The following is a 12,828-nucleotide window of genomic DNA, read 5'->3' as shown; positions in this document are numbered from 1 at the left end:
CGGGTGCCGGAGGCCGGCAAAGGAGGCGCACGATGAACAGGGAGGGTTTGCGAGTGGACGATCTGAGACCCAGAATGGTGGCCATGGGCCTGGCAGTAGTCTGTACCACGCTGCTCTTGAACGGGTGTGTCGTGCTGGAGGAGAAATATAACGCTGAAAAGACCAGGAGCTTGAATTTCCAGCGGCTGTTGGCGCAGGAAGAGAAGCGCACGGTCGAGCTGGACAGCGAAGTCAAACGGACGAAGAAGGAGCTGGCCGAATTCGAAGCCCGTAACCGCGAACTCTCCGCGCAAGTGCAGTCTGCGCGGGAACAGATGGGACGCTTGCAGGAAGAAACGGAAGCGATCCGCGAAGCCGCGGTCTTAGAGCGCAAGGCGATGGAAGACATGCGGAAAATGTCTCAGTCCTCCGGCAAAGCGAAGAAGGCGGAGGCCGCGGCCTCCGTTCCTCGCGAGGCGGAGCACAGCATGCAGGAATTGACGAAGGATGGCTCTGGTTTCCTCGACCTGACGGAACCGGCGAAACCCGCATCGAAAACCGCTCCGGCGGCCGGCTCCATGGTGCATGTGGTGAAACCGGGGGAAACGCTGTTCCGCATCAGCCGCCGGTATGGCGTCGAGATCGAGAAGCTCAAGAAGTGGAACAAGCTGCCGGACGATATCATTGAAGTCGGGCAGAAACTGATCGTTGGAAACGAGTAACGAACGAAGCTTCCATGGCGACGCCGACCTATTCGCTCAGTGTGGATGAGTTCCGGAGCTACGCGAAAGAGGGCAACCTCATTCCGTTGTACCGGGAAATTCTGGCCGATCATGAAACGCCGGTCTCCGCCTTCGCGAAGATCGATCATGGCCCGTCCGCCTATTTGCTGGAAAGTGTGCAGGGCGGAGAGAAGTGGGCCCGCTATTCCTTCCTCGGCAGCGGCTCGCCGATCGTGATGGTGGAAGACCGCGGCGACCTCGTCATCAAGAAGGGAACACGGAGCCGCCGCATCGCCTGCAAAGGCGCGCCGCTCGACCGGTTGCGGGAGTTCATGGACGCCTATCGGCCGGTGACGGTGCCGGGGCTGCCGCGCTTTGTCGGTGGGGCGGTGGGCTACCTGGGCTACGACATGGTCAAGACGTTCGAGGATCTGGCCTTCCGGCGGAAGGACAGCCTGAATCTGCCGGAATTTGCCTTTCTGCTGACCGATACGCTGCTGATTTTCGACAACGTGGCCCAGAAAATCAAAGTCGTGGCGAACGCCCATGTGAAATCCGCGTCGGAGCGGGGCATTCGCCAGGCCTATCGCGATGCGACGGCACGGATCGAGCGCATGATCGCCCGGTTGCGGAAACCGTTGCGGCAAAAGGCGCCGAAGCGGCGCCGCACGCCGATTACCTTTACGCCGAACATGAGCAAGGCGGACTTTGAAAAAATGGTCAGCCGGACACAGGAATACATCAAGGCCGGAGATATTTTTCAATGCGTCTTGTCGCAACGCTGGGAAACCAATCTGCACGCGCCGCCCTTTCAGCTCTATCGGGCGTTGCGGGTCGTGAATCCATCCCCGTACATGTACTATCTTCGCATCGCGGGTGTGGAGCTGGTCGGATCGTCGCCTGAAATTCTCGTGCGTTGCGAGGACGGCCTCGTGTCGGTTCGTCCCATTGCCGGCACCAGGCGGCGCGGGGCGACGGTTGAGGAGGACGAGCAACTGGAGCGCCGGCTGCTGGCGGATACCAAAGAGCGGGCCGAACACATCATGCTCGTGGACCTGGGGCGGAACGATGTCGGGCGTGTGGCGGAAAGCGGAACGGTGAAGGTCGAGTCGCTCATGAATGTCGAGCGCTATTCGCATGTGATGCACATCGTGTCCAACGTCACCGGCCGGCTGGCTCCATCCAAGTCGGTGTACGATGTGCTGCGGGCCTGCTTCCCGGCGGGGACCGTTTCCGGCGCCCCGAAAATCAGGGCGATGGAGATCATAGAGGAGTTGGAGCCGACCAGGCGCGGCCCCTATGCCGGCGCGGTGGGCTACATCAGCTTTTCCGGCAATATGGATATGTGCATCAACATCCGAACCGTGGTCGTGTCCAAACGCCGCGCCTTCATTCAAGCCGGAGCGGGCATCGTTGCGGATTCGAATCCCGAGCATGAGTATGAAGAAACCTGCAATAAGGCCCGGGCGATGATGAAAGCCATCGAGCTGGCGGAACGAGGGCTGGAATAACGAGAGTGAACGGGTTGCCATGCTGTTAATGATCGACAACTACGACTCCTTCACCTACAACCTCGTGCAGTATTTTGGCGAGCTGGGCGAAGATGTGCGCGTGTTCCGGAACGACAAGATTTCGCTGCAGCAGATCGAGGATTTGCATCCGAGCCGGATCGTGATTTCTCCCGGCCCCTGCACGCCCAAGGAAGCGGGCGTCTCCGTCGAGACGATCCGGCAATTTGCCGGGCGGGTTCCGATGCTGGGTGTTTGTCTCGGCCATCAATCGCTGGCGGTGGCGTTCGGCGGCGAAGTGATTCGCGCGCAACGGTTGATGCACGGCAAGACCTCCATGATCTCGCACGACGGGAAAACGATCTATCAAGGCCTGCCGAATCCGTTTGAGGCGACACGCTACCATTCGCTGTTAGTGAACCCGCTCAATCTGCCGGATTGTCTCGAAGTGTCGGCCCAGACGGCCGAAGGCGAGATCATGGGCATGCGCCACCGGACGCTCGGCGTGGAAGGGGTCCAATTCCATCCCGAATCGATTCTGACGAAGGCCGGCAAAGACCTCCTGAGAAATTTCCTGAAACTCTAGCCTCTGCGGATTGTACGGCTCCTATGATCAAAGATGCCCTGGCCAAATTGGCGGATCGCGCGGACCTTTCCGAAAAGGAAGCGGAAGAGGTCATGGGCGAAATCATGGAGGGGGCGGCGACGCCTGCCCAGATCGCCGCCTATCTGATGGGCCTTCGGCAGAAAGGCGAAACCGTCGATGAAATCGCCGGCTCGGCCCGCGCCATGCGCGCCCGCGCGACGAAAATTCGTGTCGGCAGTTCGATCGTCGTCGATACCTGCGGCACGGGCGGCGACGGCGCCCATACGTTCAATATTTCGACGACCGCCGCATTCGTGGCAGCCGGAGCGGGGCTCACGGTAGCCAAACACGGCAACCGGTCCATTTCCTCCAAATCGGGCAGCGCAGACGTCCTGAGCGCGCTCGGCGTCAAGATCGATCTGTCTCCGGACCGCGTGGCGGATTGCGTGAATGAAGTCGGGATCGGGTTTTTGTTTGCGCCGCTGTTCCATGGCGCCATGAAACATTGCGCCGGGCCGAGACAAGAGATGGGAATTCGCACGCTTCTGAACGTGCTGGGGCCGCTGACCAATCCGGCCGGCGCGACCCATCAAGTGCTGGGCGTGTATGACGCGAAGCTGACCGAGGTGCTGGCGAAGGTGCTGTTGCAGCTGGGGTCGCAACATTGTTTTGTGCTGCATGGCATGGATGGGCTCGACGAACTCACGCTCTGCGACCGGACGAAGGTATCGGAAGGCAAAGGCGGCGTGGTCTCGAATTATTTTGTCGCGCCTGAGGAGTTTGCCTTGCCCAGGGTTCCCAAGCGGGAGCTCGTTGGCGGGGGGCCGGAAGACAATGCCCGCATCACGCGGGACATTCTGCAGGGCAAGAAGGGGCCCAAGCGCGACATCGTCGTCCTCAACGCCGCCGCCGCCATCGTGGCGGGGCAGAAGGCGAGGACCTTGAAAGACGGGGTGCGGGTCGCGCAACAGTCGCTCGATTCGGGAGCGGCGGCGGAGAAGCTCGACCGGCTGGTGGCATTTACACAGAAGGCGGCAGGATGATTCTCGACCGGATTCTTGAGCATAAAAAGGCGGAGTTGCGGCATAAACAAAGCCGTAGCTATCTGGCGGATTTGAAAGCCGTCATTCGGGATCTGTCTTCGCCGCTTGGATTCGCGGTCACCCTCGACGCGACGAAGACCGCCCAGAGTCCGGCCTTGATCGCGGAAGTGAAAAAGGCTTCGCCGAGCCTGGGCCTGCTCCGGCCGGAGTTCGCCGACCAATTCGATTATCTCGCCATTGCACGGACCTATCACGAGCATGGCGCGTCGGCGCTCTCGGTCCTGACCGATAAGGAATTCTTTCAGGGCGACCTCCGGTATCTTGCCGAGATCAAGAAGGCCGTGCCGATGCCCGCGCTCAACAAGGAATTCATGGTGGGCGACATCCAGTTTTATGAGGCCCGCGCGCATGGCGCCGATGCGGTCTTGTTGATTGTCGCGGCATTGGAGAAGCGGCAGCTGATCGATTTCCATGCGCTGGCCACCGAGCTCAAAATGGATGTCCTGTTCGAAACCCATCACGAGCGGGAACTCGATACGGTGTTGGAATGGGTGCCTGCTGCCAGAATGATTGGGATTAACAATCGCGACTTGAAGACGTTTTCCACCGACTTGGGCGTGACATTTCGGCTCGCCAAGCGGATTCCATCGGACAAGATCATCGTGAGCGAAAGCGGCATTCATACACGCGAGCATGTCGTGCGGCTCGTGGAGGCGGGCGTCCATGCCATGCTGGTCGGGGAATCCTTGATCAAGGCGGAGAAAACGGCGGAGAAGGTGCGCGATCTTCTCGGAACCCTGACCGCCGCCAAGCAGCCGGCCTAGCCCATCCGGAACAATAAATGGTCACGGTAAAAATTTGCGGGATCACGAATGAGGAAGACGCCCTGGTGGCGGTCGAGGCGGGAGCCGATGCGCTGGGCTTCATCATGTACCGGAAGAGTCCCCGGTATGTCGATGCCGCGGCGGCCAAACGGATTATCGCCAGGCTGCCGCCCTTCGTCGTGCCGGTCGGCGTCTTTGTGAACGAAGAGGCGAGCGCCGTCCGTGACCTGGTAGATCATTGTGGATTCGGGCTCGCGCAGTTGCATGGCGATGAGCCGGCTACGTACTGCCAGGATCTTGGGCGCCCCGCGATGAAAGCGGTCCGGCTCAAGGACCGGGGATCTTTTTTAGCGCTGGCGGAATTTCATGGGCGGGCGAATGTCAGAGGGTTCGTCATCGACGCCTTTTCCGATCAGGCCTATGGTGGAACGGGACAAACGGTGGACTGGAGCCTTGCGGCGGAGGTCGCCCGATCATCGCCCGTGCTGTTGGCTGGCGGATTGACCCCGGACAATGTCGCGGAGGCGATCCGGTCCGTACGCCCGTACGGCGTCGATGTCAGCAGCGGGGTGGAAGCGAGCCCGGGGAAAAAGGATCACGCGAAAGTCCGGGCATTTATCCGCGCCGCCCAGCTTGTGTCCGTCTGATCGTCCCGTCTATACTCGGCGCATCATTTTCCGAAAGGATTGAATTGCACCATGACCACAGTGCCAGACAGCCATGGACGGTTCGGGCCTTATGGAGGCCGCTATGTTCCTGAAACGCTCATGCCCGCGCTGCTTGAACTGGAGCAGGAGTATGCGACGGCCAGGAAAGACCGGCGTTTCCAAGCGGAATTGGCCTATTATCTGAAGCAATATGTCGGGCGGCCCACGTCGCTGTATAAAGCCGAGCGGCTCGGGAAGAAGCTGGGCGGCGCCACGATCTATCTGAAGCGGGAAGACCTCTGCCATACCGGCGCGCACAAGATTAACAACGCCATCGGCCAGGTCCTGCTGGCGATGCGCATGAAGAAACCCCGCATCATCGCCGAAACCGGCGCGGGCCAGCACGGCGTCGCGACCGCGACCGCCGCAGCCATGTTCGGGTTGCAATGCGAAATTTACATGGGCACCGAAGACATGCAGCGGCAGGCGCTGAATGTGTTTCGTATGCGGCTCCTCGGAGCGAAGGTCACCGGAGTCGATGCCGGTAGCCGCACCTTGAAAGATGCCATTAGCGAGGCGATGCGCGATTGGACGACGAACGTCCGCACCACGCACTACATCCTGGGGTCGGTCTTAGGCGCCCATCCCTATCCGATGATGATCCGCGACTTTCAGGCCATCATCGGACGTGAGGCCAGAAAGCAGATCATGGCGGCGGAAGGCAAGCTGCCGGACTATCTCGTGGCCTGTGTCGGTGGCGGGAGCAATTCGATCGGGCTCTTTCACGCGTTCTTGAAGGATAAGAAAGTGAAGATGATCGGCGTGGAGGCCGGGGGCACCGGCATTGAAAGCGGCAAGCATGCGGCCCGTTTCTCAGGCGGAAAGCCGGGCGTGCTCCAGGGCACGATGACCTACCTGTTGCAGGATGAAGACGGGCAGATCAATCTGACCCATTCCGTCTCAGCCGGGCTGGATTATGCCGCCGTCGGGCCGGAGCATGCGCTCTATCACGACATGAAGCGGGTGCAGTACACCTATGCGACGGACGAAGAAGCCTTGGCGGCGTTCGATTTGCTGGCGACGGAAGAGGGGATCGTGCCGGCGCTCGAAAGCGCCCATGCCATTGCCCATGTGGTGAAGCTGGCGCCGACCCTAAAAAAATCGAATATCATCATCGCCAATTTGTCGGGCCGCGGAGACAAGGATGTCCAGCAAGTGGCGAGAATGCGCGGAGTAACACTATGACCGGGCGGATTGAAACGACCTTCCAGCGCCTTCAACGGACCGGGGAGAAAGCCCTCATCGCCTATTTGATGGCAGGCGATCCCACATTGGCCGACACGGAACCACTGGTGTTGGAGATCGAGAAGGCCGGCGCGGACATCATCGAATTGGGCGTGCCGTTTTCCGACCCGATTGCCGACGGGCCGGTCATTCAGCTCGCGGCCGAACGGGCCTTGCGCAGCGGAACCACGCTGAGAAAGATTCTGCCCCTGGTGAAGTCGTTGCGGAATAGGACGCAGGTGCCGATCGTCCTCATGGTCTATTACAACTCGATTCACGCGATGGGGCTGGAGACCTTCTGTGAGGAGGCCGCGGCGGCCGGCGTCGATGGTTTGATCGTGCCGGACATGCCGCCGGATGAAGCGGGCCCCTTGAAAGGTCCGGCCGCGAAGGCCGGGCTTCGCCTTGTGTTTCTCCTGGCGCCGACCAGCACGCCAGATCGGCGCACCTATGTGGCGAAGGAATCGCAAGGCTTTCTCTACTATGTGTCGTTGACCGGCATCACCGGGGCGCAGATTCAAAACATGAGTGAAGTCGGGAAGAATGTGCAAAAGATCAAGAAAGTGACGAAGACACCGGTCGCGGTCGGATTTGGTGTCTCGACTCCGGAAGATGCCGCGCGGGTATCCGCGATGGCCGACGGGGTTATCGTCGGCAGCGCCATCGTGAAACAAATTGCCGCTCACCAGCAGACTCCCGATATGCCGGCGAAGGTAGGGACGTTTGTCGGCTCGCTGAAGGCGGCGATGAAACAGGCTGCGTCAACTCCAACTGGCTAGGCTGCCACCGATCCCATCGGTCCGGCGTGTATTCTCTTCAAGGATTGAGAGATCGATCTGAAAGGGGAGGGGCCGCTACCGTTTGGGGCCATGGACGGTCGGGGGCATGTACTTGACCATCTCGTCCGTGAGTTCCGCGGCCACGTCTTTTAAGTTGGGACGATTGAAGATGTAGCTGCTGGATTTTTCATGGCGGGCCTTCCAAATGGTCGCGCCGGTTGTGGCATCGACCAGCCGCAATGTCAGCCCCACACGTCCGACGTTATCTCCCGCTTTCCCGGCATATTCCCAAGCATTGATGCGAAGAACGAGAAACGCTTCCACATTCAACGCTTTCCCGAGCTTGATGGCGGCGTCCCGATCGGACTGGCCGGTCATTTCCAAACGGGAGAAATAGAACACCAGTGTGTCGAACGCTTCTTTTGAGGCCTGAAAAATATCCGTGACTTGCTCGGCATGCACGACACGCTCAATCCTTCCAGTCTTGACCAATGACGCGGCAAGAACCTCCTGAATGTCCTCCCGGGCATTGTCGTACTGACTGGCCATTGGCGGCAGTGCCGCGATCGATTGCGGGCGAAAGACCTTCGCGCCGGGCCCTTCCCACGTGTCTAAAAGCCCGCCCGCGCATCCGGTCAGGGATACCAAGAGAACCATCGTTGCTGCGCAGCTCCAGGCGGTTACACGTTTCATGGAAAGTACTATACCATGTTCATGGAAAAAGATGAGGGGCCGCGACAGGACTCTTCAGCGGACCGCCTTTCCAAGGTTTAGACGATCATCCCATCCTGCATGTGGATAATACGGTCGGATTGAGCAGAGAGTTTATCGTTGTGGGTCACGATGACGAAGGTCGTTCCGCGCGACCGGTTCAAGTCCCGCAGGAGGCCGAAGAGCGCATCGCCGGTGTGGGTGTCGAGATTGCCGGTTGGTTCGTCGGCCAGCACAAGGTCGGGTTTCTGCACCAGCGCGCGTGCCACGGCAACCCGCTGCTGTTCGCCTCCGGACAGCTCACCCGGCTTATGATACAGCCGCTGTCCCAACCCCACTTCCTTCAGCAGGGCCGTGGCTTCCTGTTCCACTTCTTCGAGAGAACGGCGTTGGATGAGGGCCGGCATGCAAGCGTTTTCCAACGCCGTGAATTCCGGTAGCAGGTGATGAAACTGAAAGACGAAGCCGATGCGGCGGTTGCGGAACTCGGCCTGCTGCGCTTCGGACAATTGAAAGAGATCCTGGTCGTTGAAGTAGACGGTGCCCTTTGTCGGCCGGTCGAGCATACCCATAATATGGAGCATGGTGCTCTTGCCGGCCCCCGAGGCGCCGACGACCGCCACCATTTGGCCGCGTGGGATCTCCAGGTCGATGCCTTTCAGCACGGTCAGTTCCTGCTGGCCCATGACGAAGGATTTGTGGAGCCCTGTGATCCGAATCATCGGAGCGGAAGCGCCGGAACCGGCTAATGTCAGAAGGGTATCGCTCATTCGTACCGTAGGGCCGCGACCGGTTCGAGTTTGGCCGCTTGGAGTGAGGGGTAGACAGTGGCCGCAAAGCTGATAAGAATGGCGGACCCGGCCACAAGCAGCACGTCGAGCGCCTGCACGTGGACCGGAATTTTGGAGATGTAATAGACCGTCGGATCAAAGGTCCAAAATGTTTGGATGAGCCAGAGAAAGGCATAACCCAAGGGAATACCGATCGCGGTTCCGGAACATCCGATGATCAACCCGTTCAACATGAAAATGCGCCGGATGCTTTTCCTGGTGGCGCCCATGGCTTTCAAAATCGCGATCTCTTTCTGCTTTTCCGTCACGATCATCGTCAGGGTGCTGACGATATTGAAGGAGGCGACGATAGTGATCAATACCAGCAGCAGGAACATCATGGTCTTTTCCAGCTTGAGCGCCGAGAAGAGATTCCGGTTCATCTGCATCCAATCGCGGGCGCCGTATGCGAACCCGAGCGAGCCCTCAATATTGTGCGCAATCTCGCCGGCCCGGAACACGTCGGTCACTTTGACCTCGATGCCGCTGACCGTGGCTCCCATATTGAAAAACTTCTGGGCCTCGGCCAGGTCAATGTAGGCGAGGGACGAATCGTATTCGTACATGCCGGAGTGGAACAGGCCCACGACGGCAAAGGTGCGGATTTTTGGCACCATGCCCATGGCGCTGACCGGTCCGACCGGCGACACCACATTGACGGTGTCACCCACAAAAACCCCCAGCCGCATCGACAATTCCTTGCCGAGGATGATTCCCGGTTTCTCGGTTTCGACGGCTGGACCGGTCGGATCGTCGGCGGGAGGCTGCCGTACTTTCACCGGCTTGCTGAGGTCCGAGAGTTCACCGGTGCCCAGATTCTTGGCCAGTTCCGTCACCTTGCCTTCGCGCTGCGGGTCGATGCCCCGGATCACGATGCCTTGCACGCCGTTTGGCGTGGTCAGCAAGACTTGCTTCAAGACAAAGGGGGTTGCCGCCACAACCTCAGGCACGTCCTGAATCCGCTCCGTCGTCGGGTTGTAGTCGGCCATGCCGTCCTTGATCCGGTCCTGCACAATGATATGGGCGGTGGTCCCGAGGATCTTGGCCTGAATATCTTCCTTGAAGCCGGTCATGATGCCGACCGTGCCGATCAGGGCGGCGACGCCCAGTGTGATGCCGGCGATGGAGACAAACGTATTGAGCGAGATCGTTCGATTACGCCGCTTGGCGCGCAAATACCGCAGACCGACGAAGATTTCGTAGGGGATCGCCATCGGCGGCTATTTCTCCGGCCTGAGTTGGGGAAAGAGCACCACATCACGGATCGAGGCTTGGTTCGTGAAGAGCATGATCAACCGATCGATGCCGATCCCTTCGCCGGCCGTCGGCGGCATTCCGAATTCCAAGGCCCGCAGGAAGTCTTCATCGACCAGATGCGCTTCTTCATCGCCCGCCTCGCGTTGCGCCGCTTGTCCTTCGAACCGTTCCCGTTGATCGAGCGGGTCGTTCAACTCGGAGAAGGCGTTGGCGATCTCGCGCCCGGCGATATAGAGCTCGAACCGGTCGGTGAGCGACGGGTTGGAATCCTTCCGCCGCGCGAGGGGAGAGATCTCGATGGGGTAATCCGTGATAAAGGTCGGCTGGATCAGATTCGGTTCGACCGTTTCTTCAAAGATCTCATTCACAATGTTAAAGAGTGTCGCCTTCGGATCAATCTGAATGCCGAGGGCCTTCGCGGCCGCCGCGGCCTTGTCACGGTCTTGCAGGACCGAGGGATCCAATTTGTTCACTTCCAGAATCGATTGGTGATAGGACCAGCGCCTCCATGGGGGTGTCAGCGTGATCTCTTTGCCCTGGTATTCGATGACGGTTTTGCCAAGCATCTGCTGCGCCAGGGTCGAAACCAGCTCTTCGGTCAGAATGATCAAGTCGTGATAGTCGGCATAGGAGACGTAGAACTCCAGCATCGTGAATTCTGGGTTGTGGATCGTCGAGATGCCTTCGTTCCGGAAGTTCCGGTTGATTTCGAACACGCGGGGAAAGCCGCCGACGATCAGCCGCTTGAGATAGAGTTCCGGCGCGATGCGGAGATAGAGATCGACTCCCAGGGCGTTGTGATGGGTCACGAATGGCTTGGCGGCGGCGCCGCCCGGGATGGGATGCATCATCGGGGTTTCGACTTCGAGGAATCCGCGCTCGATCAAGAAGGCCCGGATCCCGGCGATGATCCGGCTGCGCATCGCGAAAATGCTGTGCACGTCGGGATTGGCGATCAGGTCCACATACCGCTGGCGATACCGGGTCTCGACGTCCGTGAGGCCGTGCCACTTTTCCGGGAGCGGGCGAAGGGCCTTGCTCAGAAAGGTGAGTTCCCGAACCTCGACGGTAAACTCGTTGGTCTTGGTGCGGAAGAGCGTGCCGGTGACCCCGATCCAGTCGCCGAGGTCGAGCTGTTCCGTGACCATGTAGGCTTGTTCGCTCAGCAAATCTTTCTTGAGATAGACCTGCAAGCGATCCGACCCGTCTTGCACAACCGCAAAACCGGCTTTGCCAAAGCGCCGCAGGGCGACCACGCGGCCGGCGAAGGTGCAGCCGACTTTTTCCTGCTCCAGCACTTCTTTGGTCTTTTCCCCGTGCAGCTTGATGAGCTGTCCGGCCCGATCCTTCACTTCGAATCTGGTGCCGTAGGGCGCCACGCCGGCGGTGCGCAGTTGTTCCGCTTTCTTGATCCGCTGCTGTCGTTGTTCGTTCAGTTCATCCATGTGCAATCCGTGATAAGTGATGAGTGATGCGCGATGTGTGCCCGCGAACGGCCTTAAACCTCGTCATCCAGTTCGGTGACGGCTGTGAGCGGTTCACTGCCCTTCGTGAATTTCCTCTTGAGATAGGCTTCGATAAACCCGTCCAGATCGCCGTCCATCACGGCGCTTACCTGGCTGGTCTCATGCCCGGTCCGGTGATCCTTGACCATCTGATAGGGTTGAAACACGTACGAGCGGATCTGGCTGCCCCAGGCATTCTCTTTCTTCTCTCCAACGATGGCATTGAACTCCGCTTCCTTTTTCTTCTGCTCCACTTCATAAAGCCGCGCCTTGAGGATCTTCATGGCGCCGTTGCGATTTTGGAGCTGCGACCGTTCATTCTGACATTGCACGACGATGTTGGTGGGAATGTGCGTAATTCGGATCGCCGTTTCCACCTTGTTCACATTCTGGCCGCCGGCACCGCCGGCGCGGAAGGTATCGATCCGCAAATCCTTCTCGTCGATGACCACGTCGATGTCTTCGTTCAGTTCGGGATAGACGAAGACGGAGGCGAACGAGGTATGCCGCCGTTTGTTGGCATCGAAGGGGGAGATCCGCACCAGCCGGTGCACGCCGGCTTCGGCCTTCAGATAGCCGTAGGCATAGGGACCGGTGATGGAAATGGTCACGCTCTTGATGCCTGCTTCATCGCCATGGAGCAAATCCAATGTCTCGACTTTGAATTTCCTGGTCTCCGCCCAGCGCACATACATGCGGAGGAGCATTTGCGCCCAGTCCTGAGACTCGGTGCCGCCGGCGCCGGGATGGATCGCGACAATCGCGTTGTTGGGATCCAGCTCTCCGGAGAGGAGCATTTCGACGTGGAGCGCGGCCAGCTTCGGTTCGAACTGCTGGAGTTCCGCCGTCAGTTCCTGTTCGAGCGACTCGTCATGGGTTTCTTCGGCCAGTTCCAGCAGGGCCTGCAAATCGCTGATCTTCGCATCGATCTCTCGCCATTGGGTCAGTTCGCGTTCGAGAGTGACTTTCTTTCGGCTCACCGCCGCGGCCGCGCGGGTATCGTTCCAGAACGACGGCTCCGCCATTTGGGCCTCAAGCTCTTCGAGATCGGAGCTCATGCGAGCGAGGTCAAAGATGCCCCCGTAATTCCGAGACCTGTTCGCCCACGGTGCGCACGCGACTCCGGACCTCTTCCAACATGCCCGCTGTCCTT

The 12,828-nt window shown here is 59.6% G+C and carries 13 protein-coding genes; 8 read left to right on the top strand and 5 right to left on the bottom strand.

Annotated features, from left to right (window positions below):
* Positions 1-32: 32 nt before the first annotated feature.
* The 8 genes from RI101_06570 to trpA are packed head-to-tail and all read left to right on the top strand — an operon-like array spanning position 33 to position 7,372.
* Positions 33-701 (top strand): LysM peptidoglycan-binding domain-containing protein, encoded by a 669-nt coding sequence (locus RI101_06570; GenBank protein ID MEC4889710.1) that lies wholly within the window; start codon positions 33-35, stop codon positions 699-701.
* 14 nt (positions 702-715) lie between these two features.
* Positions 716-2,212 carry an anthranilate synthase component I gene (trpE, locus tag RI101_06565; GenBank protein ID MEC4889709.1) on the top strand — a complete coding sequence of 499 codons (1,497 nt, stop codon included), beginning with the start codon at positions 716-718 and terminating at the stop codon, positions 2,210-2,212.
* A 19-nt stretch (positions 2,213-2,231) separates the two neighbouring features.
* Complete coding sequence (locus RI101_06560; protein ID MEC4889708.1) at positions 2,232-2,795, top strand: aminodeoxychorismate/anthranilate synthase component II; 564 nt, start codon at positions 2,232-2,234, stop codon at positions 2,793-2,795.
* A 23-nt stretch (positions 2,796-2,818) separates the two neighbouring features.
* Entirely contained in the window at positions 2,819-3,838 is a 1,020-nt protein-coding gene (trpD, locus tag RI101_06555; GenBank protein MEC4889707.1) for an anthranilate phosphoribosyltransferase, read from the top strand.
* Positions 3,835-4,662: an indole-3-glycerol phosphate synthase TrpC gene (gene trpC / locus RI101_06550; protein MEC4889706.1), complete on the top strand. Its 828-nt coding sequence runs from the start codon at positions 3,835-3,837 to the stop codon at positions 4,660-4,662. Before trpD ends, trpC begins: the two co-directional genes overlap by 4 nt.
* A gap of 17 nt (positions 4,663-4,679) precedes the next feature.
* Positions 4,680-5,309 carry a phosphoribosylanthranilate isomerase gene (locus RI101_06545; protein MEC4889705.1) on the top strand — a complete coding sequence of 210 codons (630 nt, stop codon included), beginning with the start codon at positions 4,680-4,682 and terminating at the stop codon, positions 5,307-5,309.
* A 51-nt stretch (positions 5,310-5,360) separates the two neighbouring features.
* Positions 5,361-6,554, top strand: coding sequence for a tryptophan synthase subunit beta (trpB, locus tag RI101_06540; GenBank protein ID MEC4889704.1), 1,194 nt, complete (start codon positions 5,361-5,363; stop codon positions 6,552-6,554).
* On the top strand, positions 6,551-7,372 hold the full coding sequence (trpA, locus tag RI101_06535) for a tryptophan synthase subunit alpha (protein ID MEC4889703.1): 822 nt from the start codon (positions 6,551-6,553) through the stop codon (positions 7,370-7,372). The genes trpB and trpA overlap by 4 nt, the downstream gene beginning before the upstream one ends.
* A gap of 75 nt (positions 7,373-7,447) precedes the next feature.
* On the opposite strand, the gene RI101_06530 is transcribed toward trpA, so the two are convergent.
* The 5 genes from RI101_06530 to prfB form a co-directional block, all read right to left on the bottom strand.
* Positions 7,448-8,029: a hypothetical protein gene (locus RI101_06530; GenBank protein ID MEC4889702.1), complete on the bottom strand. Its 582-nt coding sequence runs from the start codon at positions 8,027-8,029 to the stop codon at positions 7,448-7,450.
* Between the two features lie 113 nt (positions 8,030-8,142).
* Positions 8,143-8,805 carry an ABC transporter ATP-binding protein gene (locus RI101_06525; GenBank protein MEC4889701.1) on the bottom strand — a complete coding sequence of 221 codons (663 nt, stop codon included), beginning with the start codon at positions 8,803-8,805 and terminating at the stop codon, positions 8,143-8,145.
* A 44-nt stretch (positions 8,806-8,849) separates the two neighbouring features.
* Positions 8,850-10,127, bottom strand: coding sequence for a lipoprotein-releasing ABC transporter permease subunit (locus RI101_06520; protein ID MEC4889700.1), 1,278 nt, complete (start codon positions 10,125-10,127; stop codon positions 8,850-8,852).
* 6 nt (positions 10,128-10,133) lie between these two features.
* Positions 10,134-11,615 (bottom strand): lysine--tRNA ligase, encoded by a 1,482-nt coding sequence (gene lysS / locus RI101_06515; protein ID MEC4889699.1) that lies wholly within the window; start codon positions 11,613-11,615, stop codon positions 10,134-10,136.
* A 53-nt stretch (positions 11,616-11,668) separates the two neighbouring features.
* Positions 11,669-12,815, bottom strand: a protein-coding gene (gene prfB, locus RI101_06510; GenBank protein ID MEC4889698.1) for a peptide chain release factor 2 whose coding sequence is annotated in 2 segments (ribosomal slippage) — positions 11,669-12,745 and positions 12,747-12,815 — 1,146 coding nt in all. Because the reading frame shifts where the segments join, the coding sequence is not laid out codon by codon here.
* Positions 12,816-12,828 lie beyond the last annotated feature (13 nt).

The organism is Nitrospira sp. (assembly GCA_035968315.1).
Classification (GTDB): Bacteria; Nitrospirota; Nitrospiria; order Nitrospirales; family Nitrospiraceae; genus Nitrospira_D.
Note: the sequence above shows the minus strand (reverse complement) of the source record. Positions and strands in the feature narration are given on the sequence as shown.

What these genes read in the sequence shown, in the direction of transcription:
- RI101_06570 (MEC4889710.1), top strand. Translation starts at nt 33, where the DNA reads ATGAACAGGGAGGGTTTGCGAGTGGACGATCTGAGACCCAGAATGGTG.
- trpE (MEC4889709.1), top strand. Translation starts at nt 716, where the DNA reads ATGGCGACGCCGACCTATTCGCTCAGTGTGGATGAGTTCCGGAGCTAC.
- RI101_06560 (MEC4889708.1), top strand. Translation starts at nt 2,232, where the DNA reads ATGCTGTTAATGATCGACAACTACGACTCCTTCACCTACAACCTCGTG.
- trpD (MEC4889707.1), top strand. Translation starts at nt 2,819, where the DNA reads ATGATCAAAGATGCCCTGGCCAAATTGGCGGATCGCGCGGACCTTTCC.
- trpC (MEC4889706.1), top strand. Translation starts at nt 3,835, where the DNA reads ATGATTCTCGACCGGATTCTTGAGCATAAAAAGGCGGAGTTGCGGCAT.
- RI101_06545 (MEC4889705.1), top strand. Translation starts at nt 4,680, where the DNA reads ATGGTCACGGTAAAAATTTGCGGGATCACGAATGAGGAAGACGCCCTG.
- trpB (MEC4889704.1), top strand. Translation starts at nt 5,361, where the DNA reads ATGACCACAGTGCCAGACAGCCATGGACGGTTCGGGCCTTATGGAGGC.
- trpA (MEC4889703.1), top strand. Translation starts at nt 6,551, where the DNA reads ATGACCGGGCGGATTGAAACGACCTTCCAGCGCCTTCAACGGACCGGG.
- RI101_06530 (MEC4889702.1), bottom strand. Translation starts at nt 8,029, where the DNA reads ATGGTTCTCTTGGTATCCCTGACCGGATGCGCGGGCGGGCTTTTAGAC.
- RI101_06525 (MEC4889701.1), bottom strand. Translation starts at nt 8,805, where the DNA reads ATGATTCGGATCACAGGGCTCCACAAATCCTTCGTCATGGGCCAGCAG.
- RI101_06520 (MEC4889700.1), bottom strand. Translation starts at nt 10,127, where the DNA reads ATGGCGATCCCCTACGAAATCTTCGTCGGTCTGCGGTATTTGCGCGCC.
- lysS (MEC4889699.1), bottom strand. Translation starts at nt 11,615, where the DNA reads ATGGATGAACTGAACGAACAACGACAGCAGCGGATCAAGAAAGCGGAA.